Genomic DNA, 18422 nt, shown 5'->3' on the forward strand with positions numbered 1-18422 from the left:
GAACAAGCCGGTAGAGGTCCTCTACCGTTGTTCTTTGGCGAAGAACGCCGAAACTTTTTTCAGGAAATCATTCTCCCTTTCCAGCTCCCGCAGCCTTGCCTCCATCGCCTTGTATTTCGCGGGATCCACCGGATCATCAGGCTTGCCGCCGGCCCCGGCCTCTCCTTCCCGATGCAGCTGAACCCACCGCTTCAGCGCGGTCACGGAGATCCCCAGCTCGGGGGCAACTGAGGCGGGCGAACGGCCAGAGGAAATGACGAGATTCACGGCATCGGCCTTGAACTCATCGGAATAACTGGGACGGGAAGACATGGGCACAATCCTTTCAAACTGTGTCTCACATCAGTAGTACACCTCACACGTATCTGATTCAGACTGACTCCGATCGCTCGCGATTCAGGGCCCACGACGACGCCGCGCTCGAGATATACGGGAATTTGCCGGGGGAAGAGCGATTGATTCAGGACCACGCAGGGAATTTCGTCTGTAAAAGGCTGCCTGCCGATGCCGATGCAGCCATAGCACTTGCAGCATCGCGGCGGTAAGCGTCGTGGTCTTGGGCGCCGATTCATCGCCGAGAAGTAGGTGCTGGCGGGCTTCCCTTGGGAAAATTCAGCTGAATCGATGGCTGACGGAGCCGAGGTTCATGGCAGAGACCACATTCTGGCACAGATCATCAGGAGCCATCTTCAAGGTCGGCCGTCGGATCCTGTATATGATCACTAGGAGTGAACCCTTGGCCCATGCAACGCCAAGGCACAGTAGCACCGACCGCGGGGAGCGGGGTGTAGTCCCGATAGTCGCATGACTGAGGGTTATTTTTTGGGGGCATTTGAAATGATGTTCGGGGAAGGGCTGTTCGCCAACGGCCGGCCTGAGTACGAAAAGGAACTCGGAGCGGGCATCACTGAGGCGAAAGTGCTGATCACGGGTCAAGGCCGCTCCACAGCCCTCGGCTAACCACGGTGACACTGTTTGCGTGGCAGGTCTCAGACTTGCGGAAGGTGGCCCGGAATGGATTCGTCTTTACCCGATCCCCTTCCGCTACCTCGAGGCCGACGCGAAATTCAAGAAGTACGACATCGTGAAACTAAAGGTCACACCAGCGTCCAAAGATCGACGACCCGAGAGCTACACCCCGATCCTTGACTCTTTGACCATCGACTCCCACCTTGAGCCGTGGAAGCCACGGCACCCACTCGTTGATCCGCTCATCGGTGCGTTCAACACCTGCGAACTCAACGCCCGCGCCTTGAACGGATCGGCCGGCCCATCCCTGGCTGCAGTAGTGCCCGCGGACATCGACAAGCTGGAATTACGACTTTTCGACGGGTGGACCTCGGAACAACAAGCCAAGATGGAAGCGCATCTGCACCAAGACACACTCTTTGGACCCAAGACGGACAAATCGATCCTGTCCCCGCCGCGATTTGAAGGTCATTATCGCTACCGCTGCACTGGCAGGATTTGCAAAGGACACCGGCAAGGTCTGCTGGATTGGGAGTTCACTGAACTTCAGCGGCGGCACTCGGGGGACACCGATGAAGCCGCTAAAGCGGCAATCCAAAAGAGATTCCTTGATCAACTGTGCGCTCCGGCCCGCGGTCCGGCGTTCTTCTTGGGCAACGAGCTGAAAAGACCCCAGGCGTTCGGTGTCTTGGGAGTTTACGCAGCAGGGGCCCGTTAGCTGCCAACCAGAGCCGCCAGGCGTTCTTTTATGCGAGTGAGAACGTATTTGCGGTGGCAGCACAGCTCGCTGGCCTCAAAGCACAGCACGGCCACACGCTGCCCCGCGGCAAGGTCGGTGAGCTCAATAATCTTTTCAGCAGCTACTTCGCTGTCAAGCAGAGACTCGAAACGCTCGCCCGCAACCTTTGCAGCCGGAGTGCCCGGAGCCCAGAAACCTTCACGGTTGTCTTTGGGATTCCCTAACGCCGGCATGTGCCTGTAGGCAACGCCGGCCTCGGCTAGTGCTTCGCTCAGCGCCCTCTTTGAGAAGCCTTTTTTCCTTGAGATCGGGTTCAACCGAACGTCCACGACCGTCCCGATTTTCCAAGCCGTCAGTTCCTCAAGGAACGACGCAATGTCCTTCCCTTCGTAACCAACACCGATGACGCCGCTCGTTTCAGTCCACATGGTTTCATTCTTGCACGTGGGCAAAATCGGCCGACGTCGCACCCCGCCCCAGCGCTACTCGATGCAGGCGCCCTGTGTCACCGGACCCGGCACGAACTTGCGTTCCCTTGGGCTTCAGGTCCTTTCCAGCTTTGCCGCAGCCACTACCGGTGCGGTTAATGCCAGGTCCGGCCGCACCAGCAGCGGCCCTCCTTGTGCTCCTGGATGACAAGGACGCGTTCCTCTCCAAGCATGATGATGTGTTCGTAGCTGAGCATGGCTCCAGTGCAGCATCGGCGGCCGGCTGCCGGCAGGGCTGCCTTGGTGTCTGTGGAAAACGGATGCAATTGCAGCCCTTGCGGGCGGGCGCTAACGATGGAAACGTGCCATCGAGTGAGCGGCAGACTCTTCGGCATGTCCCGTGCCCACATCGTGGGCGCGGCCGCCGCAGGTGGGCGCGATGCGGTAAGTCTGGCCATCTCCGCCCGGCTCCTTTACGTGAGAGAGGAGATGCCAAGGCGTTGGGCATCTCCCCGCTCTTTTCCATCGCGGGGTCGAGAGTTAGTGAACATGTGGTGATCGCAGTGGGATGGGGCTGTTTGTGCTGATTTAGCAGGCATCTTTCTCCTCGTTTATGAGCGAAAACATACCCCTCACATAGATCCCCGGGAGCAGGCAAGACTATGCACGATCGGTGGGGCGGCGAACTTCGCCCGATCGCGATGACGCCGCGGTGACCATTCGGGTCTGTCCACTCGGACTCCCGGGTGACAACGTTCCGGGAGACAATCGGCGGCGCACCTGTTGACGGCGGCCCCCGCCGGACACGGGTGATCGGGGCCGAGCTCGAGCCCGCGTCTCACGCGAGGATCATCCATGCGCCCGATTGCTCGTCCGTCAGACGGACGCTTGTTGGTTGAGCGAGCACGGTGCGACCTGGCCCCATGCCGACCCACCACGTCCTTGAACGTTCGTCAGTCAACTCCTCTCAGATGGTCTATCGGAAGTGCGTTATCGTCCTCCGGTCAAGCTCGGCATGGTCGACTTGATCGCCGTGCCCGGGGCCGATTGAATGCCGAGAACCTTGCCTGAACAGGGGAAACACGGGCCTGAACCGACCCACCTCCTGTTTTAACATTCACCGGCGTGACCACAAGACCTCCGTGCCACCAAAGTTGTTATAGGAGGTGGGTACCAAAATCCCCGGAATTACGCGGGTTCTGGCATATCCGTGGACGTCTTTGTGGCTGAGCAACGACCCACCTCATTAGTAACGTTGGTGGCTCGATTTTTCCGCATTGGCAGGTGTGAGGGAATGCGAAGCGGGGGAGTGGAAAGGCGAAAGGGATTTGCTGGACGAATACGATCGCAAGGAAGCCGGCAACCCTTGTCGATCAGCCAGGGTCGTCTGCGCGTCCGTGGAATTCCCCGAGAGGTGGACGCCGATGTGCTCGACATCGTCGGGCTCACTGTGGATGAGGGTTCGAACCGTATCGTCATCACTCTCGCCCGCCGAACAGAGACGGTGCTCACCGGACTCTCTCGTCGTGCGGTGTGGGGATTGTGGGCGTGTACCGCGCCAGGGCTCGACGAGCGACGACGCCTCCCGGCCGCTCCCATTCCGCAAACCGAGTGGACCCACTACCAGGGCAGGTCAGCGACATCCCCACGATGCTTTCTGTGAGCTGCCAGAAACGTCTCTGACGGCGAGTGGTGAGACGTAGACGCCGTGGCGCGCGTAACCACGGACCTGAGAGTGTATACGCCTGCCTTCTTCCTTCACCGTCACGGCCTTCGGTTGGCACCACGGTTCGAGTCGCATTGAGGTTGCTGAAGGAAACCCGATATCTCAGGGGACGATCCTGTGGCTCATCGGAGCCTGGTCTCGTTCATGGTAAGCGCTAAGGAGTCCGGATCATCCGGATCTCGCGAACCCCGTCCTCGACAGGATGGTCTTGCTCATGGTGATTCTCCTCGCGGTGTTCTGTCAGTGATGCCGAGTGGGAAGGTAGAGGAGTTCTTGGGTGCGGCCGTCGAGCGTACGACTCTCGATCAGCTCCAGGTCGAAGTCGGCGGCACCGGCGAAGATCGGTGCGTCTCCGGTCTGGCCGCTGATCACCGGGAAGATGGTCACTTGGAGCCGGTCGACGAGGCCGGCGGCCATGAGGGTCCGGTTCAGGGAGAGGCTGCCGTGCGAGCGAAGCGGGAGCTCGGATTCATCTTTGAGCCGTGCGACGACATCGGCGGCGTCGCCGCGTGCCAGAGTCGCATAGGGCCAGTCGGGAGGCTCTTCCAGCGTGGATGATCCTGCAGCTTTCGGAGAGCCGAGACTCCACCTGATCCGAACATCTGGACACGTCATATTGTTCCAAAAGCATTGATCTTTGTACGTCGTTGCGCAATCATTGTTCATCAGACAAGAAAAAGAGATGGCGATCACATCTTTATGGCTCGCACGAGCCCTCATCTCTGTCTCGTCGCCTGCGAATTCGGCGCAGGCGCGCGCGGGACTGAACGGTCTCGTCGCGCAGGATCTCCGTCCCGTTCCCTTTGAGAGGTACACAATGGATTCCCAACTCGCACCTGCCCTAGAACCGGGCAAGCTAAAAAGAACCCTCAGCAACCGCCAGATCGGCATGATCGCGATTGGAGGCGTCATTGGGGCGGGCCTCTTCGCTGGCAGTGGGGGCGTCATCCATTCGGCCGGACCGGCCGTCATCGTCGCCTACGTCGGCATCGGGGCGGTGCTGGTACTGATCATGCGGATGCTGGCTGAGCTGGCTGTCGCTTCCCCCGATTCGGGGTCGTTCGCTTCGTATGCCGCACGCGAACTGGGGCCATGGGCCGGCGTGACCCTTAGCTATCTCTACATGTACACGTGGATGATCACGATCGGTTACGAAGCGACCGCTGCGTCGTCGATCATGCATTCATTCGTACCAGGAATCGCCCCCTGGCTGTGGGCGCTGATCTTTATGATCACCTTCACTGGCATTAACCTCGCGGCCGCCAAGGTCTTTGGGGAATTTGAATTCTGGATCTCGCTTGTCAAAGTCGTGACAATCGGAGGCTTCATCCTTATTGGCGTCCTGGCCATCCTTGGATTCATTCCGGGATTTGAGTCCCCTGGGCTGTCCAACTTCACCGGATCATTCGCGCCCAACGGCTGGACTCCCGTGTGGCTGGCCACCGTGACTGTCTTCTTTTCCTTTTTCGGTTCCGAGTCGGTGACCATCGCGGCAGCCGAAGCGAAGGATCCAGCAGCAGCTGTCCGCCGCGCCATGCGGACCGTTGTGACCCGCATTCTGGTCTTCTATGTGGGATCCATCGCTGTGATCATCGCGCTGGTCCCCTCGGGTGATGATGCCTTGCTGTCCGGCCCCTATGCCTTGGTGTTCGAACGACTTGGGCTGCCTGCCGCCGCTGTAATCATGAGCATTGTCATCATCACAGCGATGCTTTCCCTGATGAACTCCGGCATCTTCGTCACTTCCCGCATGATCTACGCTGCCGCGGACCGCGGTGAACTGCCCAGGGCTCTCACCGTGACGAACAAGCGTGGAGTCCCAGTCCGCGCCGTCCTGGTTGCCTCCGTCGGAGGATTCCTCACTGTTGGGGCAAACTACTTCGTCCCCGGCCCGGACCTGTTCATGTTCCTCCTGTCATCGTCCGGGGCCATTGCCGTCTTTGTTTACGCGTTCATTGCAGTCACCCAACTGCGGAGCCGGGCCCGTATTGGCAAGGCCGGAGCCAAGGCTCTGTCACTGAAGATGTGGGCACACCCGTTCGGAGGAATCATCGTCCTGGCCGCACTCGCGAGCGTCATCATCGCCCTTTTCTACGTCGAAGAAACGCGCCTGTCACTCACCCTCAGCACCGGCGCTGCCGTCGTCTTCACATGCGTGGGTTTCATTCACCAGAAGCGCAAGACGCTGCGCCCAGGCGCTGCTGCTGAAGATTCGGCGGTGGAGGATCCGCTGGAGCCCGCGGCCCGGCCCGGCGCAGAGTACTAGACCAGCCGCCATCCCTGGGCGGCCGAAGGGGTGATCCATTCGGCCGCCCAGGACCTACTTTGGGCCACTATCGCAGGCGTCTTGTCTTATATACAAGAAACCTTGTTTGCTATACAATAATAGAACGGCGGCTGCGAATCAGAGCAGGCCAAGCCACTATCACTGCGAGGAACGATGAAGACCAAAGACGGCGCGGGCCAGCTGATCCAGAACAAGGTCGGCAGCAGCTTGCCTCTTATCGAGAACGCGCACGGTGTGTGGCTGGTTGACTCGCTGGGCAACGAGTACATCGACGGATGCTCCGGCGCCGTCGTGGTTAACATCGGACACTCCCATCCGCGGGTGCTCCGAGCCATCAAGGACCAGGCGGACAAGGTGACCTTTGTCCACCGGGGTGCCTTCGCCTCGCAAGCCATGTACGACACGGCGGCCAAGCTCTCCGAGGCCACAGGGTACGCCGGATCTTGGTTCGTTGGGTCAGGATCCGAGGCCGTCGAAGCCGCTCTTCAGTTCGCTCTGCAGTACTTCCGTGAGATCGGCGAGGAACGTACGTGGTTCCTGTCCCATGCGCGCAGCTACCACGGAAACACGCTCGGCGCCCTCTCATTGTCTGGCCATGCCCGCCGCGCTGTCGCCGGGCAGCTGGCTTACAACTTCCACACACTTCCTTCACCCTACGAATCCCAGACCAAGAGCGGTAGCTCGCGTCAGATGGACGTTGATGCGCTGCTCGCCGGTGTCGAAGCGCAGATCACGGCGCGGACGGGCGATGTCGCGGGGATCTTCTTCGAGCCGGTCAGCGGCGCGACGCTGGGGGCGAATGTTCCGCCTGCGGGGTACCTGGAGGGCCTTCGCAGAATCTGCGACGAGCACGGGATATTGCTCATCGCTGACGAAGTCATGACCGGCATGGGCCGTACGGGCAAGATGCTGGCAGTCGATCACTGGGGTGTTCGGCCCGATCTGGTCGCGTTGGGGAAGGGGCTTGGCGCGGGATACACCCCGATCGCCGCAACACTTTTGAACTCCCGGGTTCTGGATGCAATAGCTCACGGCTCGGGCCGCATCGTGGGCGGGCACACCTACGGAGGCAACCCGCTTTCCGTGGCTGTTGCCCGTGAGGTCCTGGGAGTCCTTCTCGATGAAGATCTTGTGGCGGCCAGTGCCGTGGGCGGCGAAATCCTGGCTGCCGGGCTGCGGAAGATCGCGTCCCGGCACGCGGTCGTATCCGAAACACGCGGCCTCGGGATGCTTCGCGCACTGGAGTTCCACAACCCGGGCCTTCGCGTTGGTGCGGTTGCGGAAATGGTCAGGTTGGAAGCATTCACTCGAGGGCTCGTTGTTTACCCCACCACGGGCGGCTTCAATGATGCCTGCATCATCGCTCCGCCCCTGACCATCACCGAGAGTGAGACGCTGGAGCTCCTGGAGCGGCTCGACCGCGCCGTTCAGGGCGTCGAAGATGCCCTCAACCCGCCAGTGTTGTAACTGGTCCCCGCGGAAATACTGGCATCATGGCAAATGTGCAAAAAACCAGCAGGAACGGACAGGCGCCGCTGACCAAGGACATGATCCTGAGCGCAGCGGTCGGCATCGTTGATGAGCAAGGACTTCAAGCGCTGACGATCCGCAAGGTCGCGGACGCTCTGGGTGTCTACCCGACCGCGATCACCTGGCACATTGGCAGCAAGGACCAGCTTGTCGCCGATGCCTCGGGACTGATCTTCGAAACATTGCAGTTGCCCGGCGACAAAGCCCACGACTGGAGAGACTGGCTGCGGCTGACCGCCGCCAGCTTCCGCGAATCAATGCACAAGCATCCCAATTTCGCCGTCGTCATCGGCAACCAACTCCACACATCGTTGCCGGCCCTGCCGTTCGTTGAGCGGGTGCTTCGAATCCTCAACGACAACGGACTGCAGGGGGCCGGCCTTCTTAAGGCCTACAACGCGTACGTTGGCTGCCTCATCGGCTGGGTTTCGCTTGAGCTGTCGAGCAGCGGGGCAACCCCGCCCGACGCGGAGGGCCAACTAGGGGTCTTGAACAACCTTGATCAGCGGCTCTATACCGCCCTGTCCAGGAACCTTCCCGTCGTCGCCAACAAGGCTTTTATGGTCCGCTGGGATAGCGGAACCAGCAACCCCATGGATGACAGCTTTGAATTCATGCTGGATTCCGTACTCGCCGGTATCGCAGACTCCATCAAGCAATTGGCCCCGCAGGGCTGACGACAACGGGTTCCAGGGATGGGGCCGCCAGACATAGTTCTCCAGACACCTTCAGCCAGCAGCCAAATGGCACTCCGGCAGGACCACTCCCAGGCAGGGGCGGTAAGGACTAGCAGGGCTTGAATTGTACGCTGTACAAGTTATATTGTTAGTGAAACAAGTCACGCCGATAAGCCCGGCCTGTCCGAAGGAAGCTCATGAGATCCCTGACACGAATGGCGACCACCCCCGCTAAGGAACTGTTGGGTGTTCCGCAGGAAATCGAGCGTGAATATGCATTGAGCCGTCCGGTCTCCCTGGAAGTCTTCAACCAGGCCCGACGGTTCCTTCCCGGTGGTGAAACCAGGTCGGTGACCCACTACGCACCGTTCCCGAGCGTTATCGACTCGGCCGCAGGTGGCCGGTTGGTGGATGTCGACGGCAACCAATACCTTGACGTCCTCAACAACTACACGTCCCTGATTCACGGTAACGGTTTTGGCCCGATCACAGAGCGCATCGTCCCACTGTTGAGCGCCGGCGTGGCGTTCGCCTCGATCCACCGGGAACAGATCGGCCTCGCTGAGCGTATCTGCTCCCGCCTTACGTCGGCGGATTTGGTGCGCTTCACCAATTCCGGCAGTGAGGCATCCGCTTTGGCAGCCCGCATCGCCAGGCACACCACCGGCCGGCGCCAGATCGTCATGGCTGAGGGGGATACCACGGCTCAGTTCCGCCCTTCGTAGCCTGCGAACCCGATGTTATTCGCGTGCCATACAACGACGTGCAGGCCTTGGACTCCGCCGTCACGGATAAGACGGCTGCGGTCTTCCTTGAACCGTTTCTTGGAGCCGGAGGGGTCATTCCGGGCACGGCCGAGTTCCTCCGCGCAGCCCAGGAAGCCGCCCGAGCCAAGGGAGCTCTTTTCGTGCTGGACGAAGTGCAGTCCCTGCGCAACGCCCCTGGGGGCGCTCAGGGGGAACTGAGGCTTACGCCTGACCTGACGGTTCTTGGAAAGGTCATCGGCGGCGGATTCCCCATCGGCGCTGTCTGCGGCCGTGCCGCAATCATGCAAACCACATCGCCCTTCACTCCAGATAGGCTCGAGCACGCCGGGACCTTCAACGGCCACCTGGTCGCAGTCGCCGCAGGCTCCATCTCGCTGGACTACCTTGCCCCTTCCACAATCGAAAGGCTGAACACCCACGCCGCCAACCTGGCCGCGAACATCACAGCAGCCGCGCATCAGAGCGGCCTTGCCGTTGCGGTCAGCCGCGTTGGATCGATCCTCAATGTCCACCCCGTGATGGCTCCGGCCCGGGCCGTCGACTCCGGCCACTTCGCGGCCTTCAGGAAGACGCTGCACCTTTGCCTCCTCATGGAAGGCGTCTACAGCGCCACCCGAGGAATGATCAACCTGTCTACCGCACTGACCATCGGGGATCTCGATGAAATCACCAAACGCTACCAGAGGGCATTTGAGCGGCTCGCCCAACATCCTGGCCTGCTTGATCCAAGCCAAAAATAGTCAGCGCATCCCCTGGCCGTCCCATACCGGCCAGGGGTTCCGCCGGACCCCACATCGAACCGTCCGCAACGCAGCGGGCTTCACAACGAACACAGCGAGGCAACGATGCCACGAGACATGGCCCAGAACTGCACGATCACATGGACCCCGACCGAAGAGCAACGCCACGAATCCCGACTCTGGAGTTTCATGCGCTGGGTGGCCGAGAACCGTGGTGTGCAAACCACCACCTACCGGGAAATCTGGCGGTGGTCCGTGGAGGAAGTGCCCGCTTTCTGGGGGCCGTGCGTGAATACTTTGGCATTCTCGGAGACGGACTCGATGGGCCCGTACTAGCCAAGGAGCACATGCCATCAGCCACCTGGTTTCCTGATTCCAGACTGAACTTTGCCGAGAACCTGCTTCGCCACGCACAGGACCCGGAGCTGGCCGAGCGAGCAGCCATACACAATATCAACGAGCACAACAGCATCACTACTGTGACCTGGAGGCAGCTCGAACGGCAGGTAGCCTCCCTCGCGGCACACCTGGACGGTCTCGGGGTCGGCCCCGGCGACGTCGTGGCAGCGGTTCTGCCCAACATTCCCGAAGCCATCATCGGCTTGCTCGCCGCGGCCAGTCTCGGGGCCATCTGGACGATCAATTCCCCGGACCTTTCCGCGGGGGCGACGCTGGACCGTATCCGACAGCTTGAACCCAAAATCCTGATCGGCGCGGAAGGTTATCAGTTCAACGGCAAGCACGTTGACCAGACCGGCCACCTGACCGAGGTCGAGGACGGGCTTCCCGGACTTTCGCGCACCATCGTGGTGCGAGACCCGGGAAAGTCCGTGCCACTACCGGCGGGGGCGCCCGTCACGGCGCAATCTCAGAGGCTTAACTTCGACGAACTGACATCCGGGAACGCGGCACCGTACTACCGGCGCCTGCCCTTCACGCACCCGCTGTGGGTGCTCTTCTCGTCCGGCACGACCGGCCAGCCAAAGGGCATCGTCCACGGACACGGCGGGATGACCCTCGAAGCGCTCAAAGGTACCGGACTGAACCAGGACATGGGACCCGGCGACATCTACTACGTCGCAGCCAATACCTCCTGGATGGTCTGGAATACTCTGTCCACAAACCTCATGGCGGGCGCCAGCATCGTCACGTACGCCGGTTCACCCACGTTCGGGACCAAGGACCGCCAATTCGAGATCATTTCCCTCACTGGCGCCACCATGTTTGCCGTCGGCGCCGCCTACCTCTCGCTGGTGGAAAAGGCCGGACTGAGCCCCCGGAACAGCTGGAACCTCAACAGCCTCCGGTCGATTCTTTCCACAGGATCCCCGCTGCCGGAATCGACGTGGCTGTGGGTTCACAACGAGGTGAAGAAGGATGTACATCTTGGCTCCGACACCGGAGGGACCGATATCTGCAGCGGCTTCATCGGATCCAACCCGCTCGAGTCCGTGCACCTAGGCGAACTTCAAGGCCCCCTCCTCGGAGTCGCCGTCCAGGCTTGGTCGGAGGACGGAGAACGGGTTCTCGACCAGGTGGGCGACATGGTCATCACACGACCGATGCCCTCCATGCCCGTGTTTCTGTGGGGCGACCCGGACATGACGAAGTACACGGAGTCTTACTTCTGGAAGTTTCCAGGGACCTGGGTCCAAGGCGACTGGATCACCGAGACGTCCCACGGAACGTTCGTGGTGCACGGACGTTCCGATGCAACCCTCAACCGATTCGGCGTCCGCATGGGCAGCGCCGACATCTATGCCGCTCTGCAGCACGTGCCGGAGATCAAGGAATCGCTGGTCATCGGGCTCGAACTTCCGGGCGGGGGATACTACATGCCGCTTTTCGTAGCGCTGGAACATGGCGTGGAGTTCACGGAGGAACTGAGAGCAAGAATCGCGGGCACGATTCGCAGCCACGCCTCGGCCAGGCACGTTCCGGACGAGATCATCGTCGCACCCGATATCCCGATCACGCATGCGCGAAAGAAGATCGAGGTGCCCATCAAGAATCTCTTCGCCGGCAAGGACCCGGCGAACGCAGTGAACCTGGCATCGCTGGCCAACCCCGAGGCTGTCACTTGGTTCATTGAACGATCGAAGCAATTCAGGGATCAGCATCAGGTGCAGGCTCACCCTGTTCAGTAGATAGCCCGTCCACACGGACGCCGGCCAGGGAGCGTTACGCTACTGTGTTTCGTCAACTTTAAGTAGGCCATTTCAGCGCTAAGAATCAGGCCACCTCGGCACGTTTCCAGGCCCTTTCAGCTGTTTGGTTATTTCATCAGGGCATTTTTGACCCGGTAGGACTCACCACGGAATTGCAGCAGGCGCCCGTGGTGCACCAGCCGGTCGATGACGGCTGCTGCCATGTTGTCGTCCCCGAACACCGTTCCCCAGCGGGAGAATTCGAGGTTGGTGGTGATGATGAGGCTGCGTTTTTCGTAGCCGTCGGCGATGACCTGGAACAGGAGTCTGGCCCCTTCCGTGTCGATCGGAAGGTAGCCCAGTTCATCGATGGCCAGGAGCTGGTTTTTGGCCAGGGAGGCGAGTTCCTTGTCCAGCCGGTCCTCGTCCTTGGCCCGGCGCAGCATCATGACCAGGGCGGAGGTGGTGAAGAACCTGGCTGGGATGCCCTGCCGGCATGCGGCTGCCACCAGGGCGGTGGCCATGTGGGTTTTTCCGGTGCCGACGTCTCCGTAGAGGACCAGGTCCTGGGCCCGGGTGATGAACTCCAGGGATTCGAGGGGTTCGCGGCCGTAGTCCTCGGGGAACCTGACACTGGTGTAGTCGAATCCGGTGAGTGTTTTCATGGCCGGTAGCCTCGCGGATTTCAGCAGCCGCTGGCGGCGTGATTCCTGCCGGGATTCGTGTTCCGCGAGCAGGACCTCGTGGAGGTATTCGCGTTGTTTCGGGGTGCCTTTCTCGGCCCATTCGGTTAGCACGCTGCCGGTCAGTGAGGTATGTTTGCCCGCTTCGAGGATGTCTTGGACGGTGATCGGGTTCATGCGACTTCTCCGGTGCTCGTGTTAAGGGTGGTGAAGGTGTCATAGACGCTTAAGTCCACGTTTGCGGCGGCCGGTTCGGTGCCGTGGGCCAGCCGGCGGGCGAGCATGCCCAGGGCCGCCATGTCCGGGGTGTCTCCGCGGCGGATCAGCGTGTCGGCGGCGGCAATCGCGGCGTCGAAGCCAGCGGACCCGGACGCAGCATCCACCGCGTTAAGCAGCCGGCGCCGATCGGTGGCCGTTGCCTTGTCCAGCCAGTCGCGCACCGGATCGGTGACCAGGGCCCGCAGCGGGGAATGGCCCCACGCACCGGGCTTGGTCACCAGCAATGGCAGCAAGGACGCAGGCTCGAAGATCGTCTCGGTCTGCCGCCCGAAGGCCCGCGGGAAGGACCTGACGGGCTCGGCATGTTCATCGAGGATCTGCACCACGTCGTGGCGCAACCCGACGGTGAGCATCCGCCCGTGAAAGGCTGGCCCGGCGGCGTAGGTATTCCCGTCAATGAGCAGGTTCCCTGTCTTATCAGCCTTGCGTGACTCGTAGCGCACCGGGTCGAACCCGATCCCGGGCAATGCCAGGGACGCTGCCCGGTCCTGGACGAACAGCTCGCCCAAGGGCAGGCCTTCGCGGTAATGCGTGGTGGCTGCCAACGCATCGCACCGCGCCAGCAAAACCTCGTTGAGCCCGGCCAAGGTGGCGGCCTCGGGCTCGGGGACCATGAGGTTGCGGCGCAGGAACCCGACCGCGTTTTCCACGTTGCCCTTCTCATGTCCCGAATACGGGTTGCAGTAGCGGGATTCGGAGCGGTAGTGCAGCTTGAACGCGGCGAACAGCTTGGACTCCACGACCTTGGTGCCCACCCGGCGCCCGATGCCCGTGGCATTGTCAAAGACCAGGTGCCTCGGAGCGGCCCCGATATGTTCGAACACCGTCCGCAGTCCGTGGCAGACGCATTCGGCGGTCTCGCCGCGGTAGGCCTGGACGAAGCGCATGTTCGAGAACGGGAAGGTCACCACCAGGATGTGCAGAACCTGCCGGATCCCGGCGATGATGGCCTCCGCCTGCCCGAAGTCGACCTGCACCGTCCCTGCCGGCCACACCAGCTCGGTATATCCCTCCCCGTCCTGCCGGTTGCGGGCAGCCCACTTCTTCACGTGGCGTTGGACCGGAGAATAGGTGCCGGTGAAACCATGCTCGTCAACGAGCCGGTCGAAGATGCGTTTGGCAGTGTGCCGCTGCTTGCGTGGCCGGCGCTGGTCCTCGGCGAGCCACACCTCGATGATGCGCTCGAACCCGGTCAACACCGAGCCTCCGGGCCGGGCCGAAGCCGCCGGCGGTGCCGGGGAGAAGTCCTGCTGCTCGGCGTACTTGGCCACCGAATCACGGCTGACACCCAGCCTGCGGGCGATCTCACGCCCCGGGACTCCCTGGGAATCGAGCCTTCTGATATTTTCTTGAACGGACATGGGTACCGTCATCTGCTTTCCAGCCCTTCCGGCGCAATCGCTCTGTCAACAGCAGCGCCGTAAGGAACCTATCTGGGGTGGCGGGCCCATGTTCCCAACACACTGGGAACCGCCCCGGGCCACCGGCTGATCTCAATCTCTGCGCAATCCCAAATCCATGATTTGAACGGGAACCGCCTGGCCTGATTCTTAGCGCTCTTTTGGCCGGAAACCAGCCACCAACTCGGCAGGATTTCTCGGCTGAAACGGCCTACAGATAGTCGATCACACACAGCTACCGCCGGCAGCTTCAGTCCGGTCCCAGTATCAGCAAAGAAGAAGGCCCCATGATTGTCCGGTACGAACCCCGAATCAATATTGATTCCATCAGCGCAATCGATATGCATGTGCATCTGGAAGTGGATAGCTGTGGTCATAAGGCCATGCCCCAGGATCTCTTTGAGGCCTCCAGCAAGTACTTCCGGTCACAGGAACGAACCCCGTCCGTGGACCGGATCGCGGCGGTCTATCGGGAACGCGGCATGGCTGCAGTCGTGTTCACCGTAGACGCCCGTACAGCACTTGGGCACATGCCGAACTCGATTGAAGACCTGGTAGCCGGTGCGGCGCGCAACAACGACGTCCTGATTCCCTTCGGCTCAGTCGACCCTCGAACCGGGCCCGAAGCTGTAGAAAACGCCAAGCGCCAAGCGGGCGATCTGGGAGTGCGGGGCTTCAAATTCCACCCCTCACTGCAGGCCTTCGACCCCAACGAGGAGGCCTACTATCCTCTATGGGCAGTCCTCGAGGAGCTCGGGCTCCCTACGATCTTCCACACGGGACAGAACGGCATGGGGGCGGGCCTCCCCGGCGGCCGCGGTATCAAACTCCGCCATTCGAACCCGCTTCTCCTGGACGACGTTGCCGCGGATTTCCCTGACCTAACGATCGTCATGGCGCATCCGTCCGTTCCCTGGCAGGAGGAAGCGATTTCCATCGCCACCCACAAGGCGAATGTGTACATTGACCTCTCCGGATGGAGCCCGAAGTACTTCCCTGAATCACTCGTCCAGGCAGGCAGAAGGATCCTTTCGCCCAAGCTGCTGTTTGGAACCGATTTCCCGTTGATCACTCCGGACAAGTGGTTACAGGCCTTCGAAGCGTTGCCTTATACGGATGACGTACGAAAGGCGATCCTCAAGGACAACGCAGCCCGGCTGCTCGGCCTGGCGCCGTTATACGACATGAGCGTTAGGGGCCAGTCTGGCCTCGGCCATTCCCCCGGCCAGTAAACGTGCAGGATGGCCGGCCATCGCCCGACCTCGTGGTGGGCCCTTGCAGCAAGGGAACGGAAGGAAATAGTACTGACGCTCTTCTCAAGAATCGTTGTACATCGTACAATTCATGGTACATCGTACAAGTGATCGTTATCACATTCATAGAAGGAACCCTCATGTTCTTCGTAAAAACCCGCCAACGCACCCTGGCTATTGGGATGGTGGCACTTGCTGCATCTGCGGTCTTGACCGGGTGCGCTGGATCAACTTCTGCCACGGAATCGCCGACGGCGTCCGCCACTGTCCACGAGGACCTAAAGGCGATGCTGCCCGAGGAGATCAGGAAATCAGGCGTCATCTCTGTGGCGACACCGCTGAACAATCCACCGGCCGTCATGGCCGATGCTTCGGGGCACGCCACCGGCATCGCGGCAGAGGTGGCAGCCGGCATGGGAAACGTCTTGGGCGTCAAGTTCGAATTCACCGAGTCAGCATTCGCGGGGGTCATCCCAGGCCTTCAGTCCGGAAAGTTTGACGTCTCCATGGGGGTCATCGGTGACACCCCGGAGCGGCAGAAAGTTTTGGACTTCGTGGACCTGATGGTCAACAAATCAGTCCTGCTGGTTCAGAAAAACAACCCTGACGGCATCACTGACCTGGAGAGCGCCTGCGGCAAGTCAATTGGCGTTTTGGCCGGAAGTCTCCAGATACCCAAGGTCAAGCAAGCCTCTGATGCGTGTACCGCAGCAGGGAAAAGCTCTATACAAATAAACGAATACCCTTCAACTCCAGATGGCCAGGCTCAAGTCGCATCCGGGAGGGTAGCTGCCTATATCGCCCCGTACCTGATCCTGAATCATACGGCGAAGACAGCGGGCAATGGTGAGACCTTCGAGCTGGCCGCTGCCAGCTACCCAGAGAACCCGTGGGCTATCGGCCTGGGCAAGGACCGCGGTCAATTCGCTGAGGCACTTCAGGGAGCCCTGCTGACGATGGTCAAGGACGGCAGCTATGCAGCCATCTTGAATAAGTACGAATCACCCGACGGGGCGCTGAACGCTGACCAGGTTCTTATCAATGGGGCCGGTACCGCAGCGTTTGCGAAGTGAGCCGACGAGAGTGACTGGAGCAGCCATGGAATCTATAGTCTCTGAGCCACCGACTTCCCAGGAGCGGGCGCGTGAGAAGCTCAGCATCCGGCAGCGGCGTCCGCTGTTGCCGTGGATCATCTTTGGCCTCGCGATCATTGTTGTGTTCGCAATCGTCCAAGCGTTGGTGCTTGCACCAACCATAAGCTGGGCAGTAGTTGGCACCTACCTCTTTGCGCCGCCTGTGCTTACAGGGCTTCGGACCACAATTGTCTTATCGGTGATTTCCATGGCAATCGGCATCGTGCTGGGTACCTTTATCGGTTTGGCGCGAATGTCGCACAACAACCTCCTCAGCTCAATGGCCCACGGATACATCATGCTCTTCCGTGGAATCCCCGTATTGGTGCAACTGTTGATCTGGGGAAATATTGGACTGATCGTAAAGAACATCACCTTTGGAATTCCGCTGACTTCCATCGAGTTTTTCTCCATGAGCACCAATCAACTCATCAACCCTTTCACAGCAGCTATAGTGGGGCTCGCCCTCCACGAGGCCGCGTACGTAAGCGAGATCGTTCGCAGCGGCATTCTCTCTGTCGACAGAGGACAGCTTGAGGCGGCGTCCGCGCTAGGCATGACCCCGGCAAGAACCACGCGAAGAATTGTCCTGCCGCAGGCCCTAAGAGTCATGATTCCCCAACGGGCAATCAATTCGTCACCTTGATCAAGGGAACTTCGCTGGTCTCCGTCATTGCAGGAGGGGATCTGCTAACGCAGACGCAGAACATCGCTGCAACAAGTTACAGGGTCATCGAAATGCTGGCAGTCGCATCCTTCTGGTACCTGATCCTGGTTGGCATAGCGACGCAAGCACAATCTCTATTGGAAAAAAGGGTTTCAAAGGGGGTCCGCTCGTGAATACTACGGAAAAATCGGCTGCCGAATCTATAACACCAATGGTTGAAGCCCTTGGTGTGGAAAAATCGTACGGCCCATTCCAGATTCTCAAGGGAATTGACCTCGTGGTACGCCCGGGAGAAGTCGTGTGCCTGATCGGGCCTTCCGGATCCGGAAAGACCACTTTTCTGCGTTGCCTGAACCACCTGGAGACTATTGATAGCGGACAAATACTGATCGACGGCGACTACATCGGCTATCGCCGGAGCGGAGACCACTTACAGGAACTGGGTCCTCGCGAGATCTGCAAGCGCCGGGAGCAGATTGGGATGGTTTTCCAGCACTTCAACCTTTTCCCGCACATGACAGTGCTGGAAAACCTTATCGAAGCTCCAACTGGAGTGATGAAGGTTCCCGTGAAGTCGGCCAAGGAACAGGCACTGTCACTACTGAAGCGCGTCGGACTGGCCGAGAAGGCACACTCGTACCCGGGAGATCTCTCCGGTGGCCAGAAGCAACGGGTGGCCATCGCCCGTGCTCTGGCGATGAAACCGAAGATGATGCTCTTTGACGAACCAACCAGCGCCCTGGATCCCGAGCTGGTGGGAGAGGTGCTGGCCGTTATGAATGATTTGGCATCAACGGGAATGACCATGGTGGTCGTCACTCACGAAATGGGGTTTGCCCGCCAGGTTGCAGACCGGGTGGTTTTCATGGCAGATGGCGCTGTGATTGAAAGTGGACCACCCTCACAGGTCATCGACAATCCACAAAACAAACGAACCATTGAATTCCTGAAAGCGGTGCTCTGAATGCGTGGAAATCTTGTCCAGAACCAGCTGGAT

19 protein-coding genes are annotated in these 18422 nt (G+C 60.4%); 13 read left to right on the forward strand and 6 right to left on the reverse strand.

Features of this window, described 5'->3' with window-relative positions; all coding sequences use genetic code 11:
• Positions 1-21: 21 nt before the first annotated feature.
• Positions 22-312, reverse strand: a complete 291-nt coding sequence (locus FCN77_RS10530) for a transposase (RefSeq protein ID WP_137322234.1) — start codon at positions 310-312, stop codon at positions 22-24.
• Positions 313-804: 492 nt separating this feature from the next.
• Between FCN77_RS10530 and FCN77_RS25920 the strand changes: the two genes are divergently transcribed.
• On the forward strand, positions 805-960 hold the full coding sequence (locus FCN77_RS25920; protein ID WP_217496262.1) for a hypothetical protein: 156 nt from the start codon (positions 805-807) through the stop codon (positions 958-960).
• Between the two features lie 19 nt (positions 961-979).
• Positions 980-1687: a hypothetical protein gene (locus FCN77_RS10535; RefSeq protein WP_137322235.1), complete on the forward strand. Its 708-nt coding sequence runs from the start codon at positions 980-982 to the stop codon at positions 1685-1687.
• Here the strand turns inward: FCN77_RS10535 and FCN77_RS10540 are convergent.
• The 3 genes from FCN77_RS10540 to FCN77_RS10550 form a co-directional block, all read right to left on the reverse strand.
• Entirely contained in the window at positions 1684-2136 is a 453-nt protein-coding gene (locus FCN77_RS10540) for a DUF488 family protein (RefSeq protein WP_137322236.1), read from the reverse strand. The two genes, FCN77_RS10535 and FCN77_RS10540, sit on opposite strands and share 4 nt — an antisense overlap.
• 155 nt (positions 2137-2291) lie before the next feature.
• Positions 2292-2594, reverse strand: coding sequence for a hypothetical protein (locus tag FCN77_RS26255; protein WP_137322237.1), 303 nt, complete (start codon positions 2592-2594; stop codon positions 2292-2294).
• A 1508-nt stretch (positions 2595-4102) separates the two neighbouring features.
• Positions 4103-4477 carry a dihydrofolate reductase family protein gene (locus tag FCN77_RS10550; protein ID WP_254678933.1) on the reverse strand — a complete coding sequence of 125 codons (375 nt, stop codon included), beginning with the start codon at positions 4475-4477 and terminating at the stop codon, positions 4103-4105.
• Positions 4478-4679: 202 nt separating this feature from the next.
• On the opposite strand from FCN77_RS10550, the gene FCN77_RS10555 reads away from it, so the two are divergent.
• From FCN77_RS10555 to FCN77_RS10580, 7 genes are all read left to right on the forward strand, one after another.
• The gene (locus FCN77_RS10555; protein WP_175417215.1) at positions 4680-6128 is read left to right on the forward strand and encodes an amino acid permease; all 1449 of its coding nucleotides are present in this window, start codon (positions 4680-4682) and stop codon (positions 6126-6128) included.
• A 174-nt stretch (positions 6129-6302) separates the two neighbouring features.
• The gene (locus FCN77_RS10560) at positions 6303-7616 is read left to right on the forward strand and encodes an aminotransferase class III-fold pyridoxal phosphate-dependent enzyme (protein ID WP_137322240.1); all 1314 of its coding nucleotides are present in this window, start codon (positions 6303-6305) and stop codon (positions 7614-7616) included.
• A 26-nt stretch (positions 7617-7642) separates the two neighbouring features.
• Positions 7643-8356 (forward strand): TetR/AcrR family transcriptional regulator, encoded by a 714-nt coding sequence (locus FCN77_RS10565; RefSeq protein WP_137322241.1) that lies wholly within the window; start codon positions 7643-7645, stop codon positions 8354-8356.
• 197 nt (positions 8357-8553) lie between these two features.
• Positions 8554-9081: an aminotransferase class III-fold pyridoxal phosphate-dependent enzyme gene (locus FCN77_RS10570; protein WP_137322242.1), complete on the forward strand. Its 528-nt coding sequence runs from the start codon at positions 8554-8556 to the stop codon at positions 9079-9081.
• 23 nt (positions 9082-9104) lie between these two features.
• Positions 9105-9863: an aminotransferase class III-fold pyridoxal phosphate-dependent enzyme gene (locus FCN77_RS10575; RefSeq protein WP_175417216.1), complete on the forward strand. Its 759-nt coding sequence runs from the start codon at positions 9105-9107 to the stop codon at positions 9861-9863.
• Positions 9864-9980: 117 nt separating this feature from the next.
• Positions 9981-10199: a hypothetical protein gene (locus FCN77_RS26775; RefSeq protein WP_254679088.1), complete on the forward strand. Its 219-nt coding sequence runs from the start codon at positions 9981-9983 to the stop codon at positions 10197-10199.
• The gene (locus FCN77_RS10580) at positions 10148-12010 is read left to right on the forward strand and encodes an acetoacetate--CoA ligase (protein ID WP_254678934.1); all 1863 of its coding nucleotides are present in this window, start codon (positions 10148-10150) and stop codon (positions 12008-12010) included. Before FCN77_RS26775 ends, FCN77_RS10580 begins: the two co-directional genes overlap by 52 nt.
• Before the next feature lie 128 nt (positions 12011-12138).
• Here the strand turns inward: FCN77_RS10580 and istB are convergent, their stop codons facing one another.
• Both istB and istA read right to left on the reverse strand, forming a co-directional pair.
• The gene (gene istB, locus FCN77_RS10585) at positions 12139-12870 is read right to left on the reverse strand and encodes an IS21-like element helper ATPase IstB (RefSeq protein WP_175417109.1); all 732 of its coding nucleotides are present in this window, start codon (positions 12868-12870) and stop codon (positions 12139-12141) included.
• The gene (istA, locus tag FCN77_RS10590) at positions 12867-14333 is read right to left on the reverse strand and encodes an IS21 family transposase (protein ID WP_137320941.1); all 1467 of its coding nucleotides are present in this window, start codon (positions 14331-14333) and stop codon (positions 12867-12869) included. Before istA ends, istB begins: the two co-directional genes overlap by 4 nt.
• Before the next feature lie 326 nt (positions 14334-14659).
• Here istA and FCN77_RS10595 point away from each other — a divergent pair, with 326 nt between their 5' ends.
• From FCN77_RS10595 to FCN77_RS10610, 4 genes are all read left to right on the forward strand, one after another.
• On the forward strand, positions 14660-15604 hold the full coding sequence (locus FCN77_RS10595; protein WP_175417217.1) for an amidohydrolase family protein: 945 nt from the start codon (positions 14660-14662) through the stop codon (positions 15602-15604).
• A 128-nt stretch (positions 15605-15732) separates the two neighbouring features.
• The gene (locus FCN77_RS10600; protein WP_217496264.1) at positions 15733-16698 is read left to right on the forward strand and encodes an ABC transporter substrate-binding protein; all 966 of its coding nucleotides are present in this window, start codon (positions 15733-15735) and stop codon (positions 16696-16698) included.
• 25 nt (positions 16699-16723) lie between these two features.
• On the forward strand, positions 16724-17404 hold the full coding sequence (locus FCN77_RS10605) for an amino acid ABC transporter permease (RefSeq protein WP_175417218.1): 681 nt from the start codon (positions 16724-16726) through the stop codon (positions 17402-17404).
• A 223-nt stretch (positions 17405-17627) separates the two neighbouring features.
• Positions 17628-18389 (forward strand): amino acid ABC transporter ATP-binding protein, encoded by a 762-nt coding sequence (locus tag FCN77_RS10610; RefSeq protein WP_302647482.1) that lies wholly within the window; start codon positions 17628-17630, stop codon positions 18387-18389.
• Positions 18390-18422 lie beyond the last annotated feature (33 nt).

Origin of the sequence: Arthrobacter sp. 24S4-2 (assembly GCF_005280255.1) — a bacterium.
Taxonomy (GTDB): Bacteria; Actinomycetota; Actinomycetes; order Actinomycetales; family Micrococcaceae; genus Arthrobacter.

Excerpts from the sequence above, each read along its gene's own strand:
- FCN77_RS10530 (WP_137322234.1), bottom strand. The coding sequence starts at position 312 with ATGTCTTCCCGTCCCAGTTATTCCGATGAGTTCAAGGCCGATGCCGTG.
- FCN77_RS26775 (WP_254679088.1), top strand. The coding sequence starts at position 9,981 with ATGGCCCAGAACTGCACGATCACATGGACCCCGACCGAAGAGCAACGC.
- FCN77_RS26255 (WP_137322237.1), bottom strand. The coding sequence starts at position 2,594 with ATGGCCAGACTTACCGCATCGCGCCCACCTGCGGCGGCCGCGCCCACG.
- istB (WP_175417109.1), bottom strand. The coding sequence starts at position 12,870 with ATGAACCCGATCACCGTCCAAGACATCCTCGAAGCGGGCAAACATACC.
- FCN77_RS10540 (WP_137322236.1), bottom strand. The coding sequence starts at position 2,136 with ATGTGGACTGAAACGAGCGGCGTCATCGGTGTTGGTTACGAAGGGAAG.
- FCN77_RS10595 (WP_175417217.1), top strand. The coding sequence starts at position 14,660 with ATGATTGTCCGGTACGAACCCCGAATCAATATTGATTCCATCAGCGCA.
- FCN77_RS10555 (WP_175417215.1), top strand. The coding sequence starts at position 4,680 with ATGGATTCCCAACTCGCACCTGCCCTAGAACCGGGCAAGCTAAAAAGA.
- FCN77_RS10560 (WP_137322240.1), top strand. The coding sequence starts at position 6,303 with ATGAAGACCAAAGACGGCGCGGGCCAGCTGATCCAGAACAAGGTCGGC.
- FCN77_RS25920 (WP_217496262.1), top strand. The coding sequence starts at position 805 with ATGACTGAGGGTTATTTTTTGGGGGCATTTGAAATGATGTTCGGGGAA.
- istA (WP_137320941.1), bottom strand. The coding sequence starts at position 14,333 with ATGTCCGTTCAAGAAAATATCAGAAGGCTCGATTCCCAGGGAGTCCCG.
- FCN77_RS10550 (WP_254678933.1), bottom strand. The coding sequence starts at position 4,477 with ATGACGTGTCCAGATGTTCGGATCAGGTGGAGTCTCGGCTCTCCGAAA.
- FCN77_RS10565 (WP_137322241.1), top strand. The coding sequence starts at position 7,643 with ATGGCAAATGTGCAAAAAACCAGCAGGAACGGACAGGCGCCGCTGACC.
- FCN77_RS10570 (WP_137322242.1), top strand. The coding sequence starts at position 8,554 with ATGAGATCCCTGACACGAATGGCGACCACCCCCGCTAAGGAACTGTTG.
- FCN77_RS10605 (WP_175417218.1), top strand. The coding sequence starts at position 16,724 with ATGGAATCTATAGTCTCTGAGCCACCGACTTCCCAGGAGCGGGCGCGT.